The organism is Kitasatospora sp. NPDC059722, assembly GCF_042733235.1.
In the GTDB taxonomy this organism is placed as follows: Bacteria; Actinomycetota; Actinomycetes; order Streptomycetales; family Streptomycetaceae; genus Kitasatospora.
On record NZ_JBHWGD010000066.1, the window covers coordinates 41,134 to 42,454 of the forward strand.

Here is a 1,321-nt window from a genome sequence, read left to right on the forward strand (position 1 = left end):
CGCGGCGAGCGGGGGGGGACCCCCGCGGCCGGGGGGCGGGGGGGCCCCCCGAGAACCGCCCCCACCCCCGCGGTCCAAGTGGCCGCGGGCGTCCGGGTGTTACGGGATGTGATGGTGCGTCAGCTGCGGGAGCCGCGGCGACGGGCGATCACCAGTGCGCCGCCGCCGACGGCGAGCAGCGCGGCGCCGCCGGCGCCGTAGGCGATCATCTGGCTGCTGTTGCCACCCGTGCTGGCCAGGACCGGCGCGGGCTTGGTCGAGACCGGCTTGGCGCTCGGCTTGCCGACCGGGCCGGTGGTGTCGGCCGGACCGGACGGGGCCGGCGCGGCCGGGGAGGCCGACGGGGTGCCGGTGGTGGCCGGCGCCGACGGCTTGGTGCTGGTGGAGGCCGAGGGCGAGGCGCTGGTCGACGGCGTCGTCGTCGCCGTGGGCGTCCCGGTCGGGTGCTGGGTGGGGGTGCCCGTGGGCGAGGCCGAGGAGGTCGGCGTGCCGGTCGGGGTCCGAGTCGGCGTGCCCGTGGCGGTCGGGGTGCCGGTCGGGGTCGGGGTCGGCGTGCAGGCCTTGCCGCCGTTCCAGGCCGTGATCAGGTCGTTCGGGAAGACCCCGTTGGGGTACTTCGGCAGCGGGTTGGCGACGCCGTCGAACTTCTGGTCGTTGTTGTACAGGTCGATCTGGCCGAAGCACTTCGGCAGGTGCTTGCTGACGTCCAGGGTCGCCTGGCTGTGGCCCTTGTTGAGCGTGGTGGTCGCCCAGCCGAGGAAGGTCTGCTTGCCCGAGGTCTCCCAGGTCGGGCCCTCGGTGTCGTACGAGGCCAGCGAGACCTCGTAGTCGCAGCCCTCGGTGATGTCGCCGACCAGGCGGACCTGGATGACGCCGTGCGGCTGGTCCATCCGGCCGTCTTCGGTCCAGGACTTGCCGCCGTCCACCGAGTACTTCACGTTGACGTCGCCACAGGCGTACTCGCCCTGGGCGTGCGCGGTGCCGGCGGTCATCAGCGGGGCGCCGATGGCTATGCCGAGGGCGGCAAGGGCCGGAAGGCTCCGGCGCAGGGGTTGGTGCACGAGGAAGCTCCCTAGTGGTGTGGTGCACGGTGCGGGTGGGGCCTCACCGCTCCCCCGGTGGCGGTCTTCACGGACCGTCACCGGAACTGAACAGACGTGAGGCCGTGACCGTACCGGATCGCCGGGGAGCACCCGCAGGCAGGGTCCGGACCGGGGGGGGGGGCCCCGGGGGGGCGGGAGGGGGGGGGGGGGCGGGGAAACCGGGGGGGGGGGGGGAGGGGGCGGGGGGGGGGGCGCGTTGGGCCGGGGGGCGGGGGGGA

General features: G+C 75.4%; 1 protein-coding gene. It reads right to left on the reverse strand.

Annotation, left to right across the window (positions count from 1 at the left end; translation table 11 throughout):
* Positions 1 to 119: 119 nt before the first annotated feature.
* Positions 120 to 1,061, reverse strand: coding sequence for a hypothetical protein (locus ACFV4F_RS32075; RefSeq protein WP_380507755.1), 942 nt, complete (start codon positions 1,059 to 1,061; stop codon positions 120 to 122).
* Positions 1,062 to 1,321 lie beyond the last annotated feature (260 nt).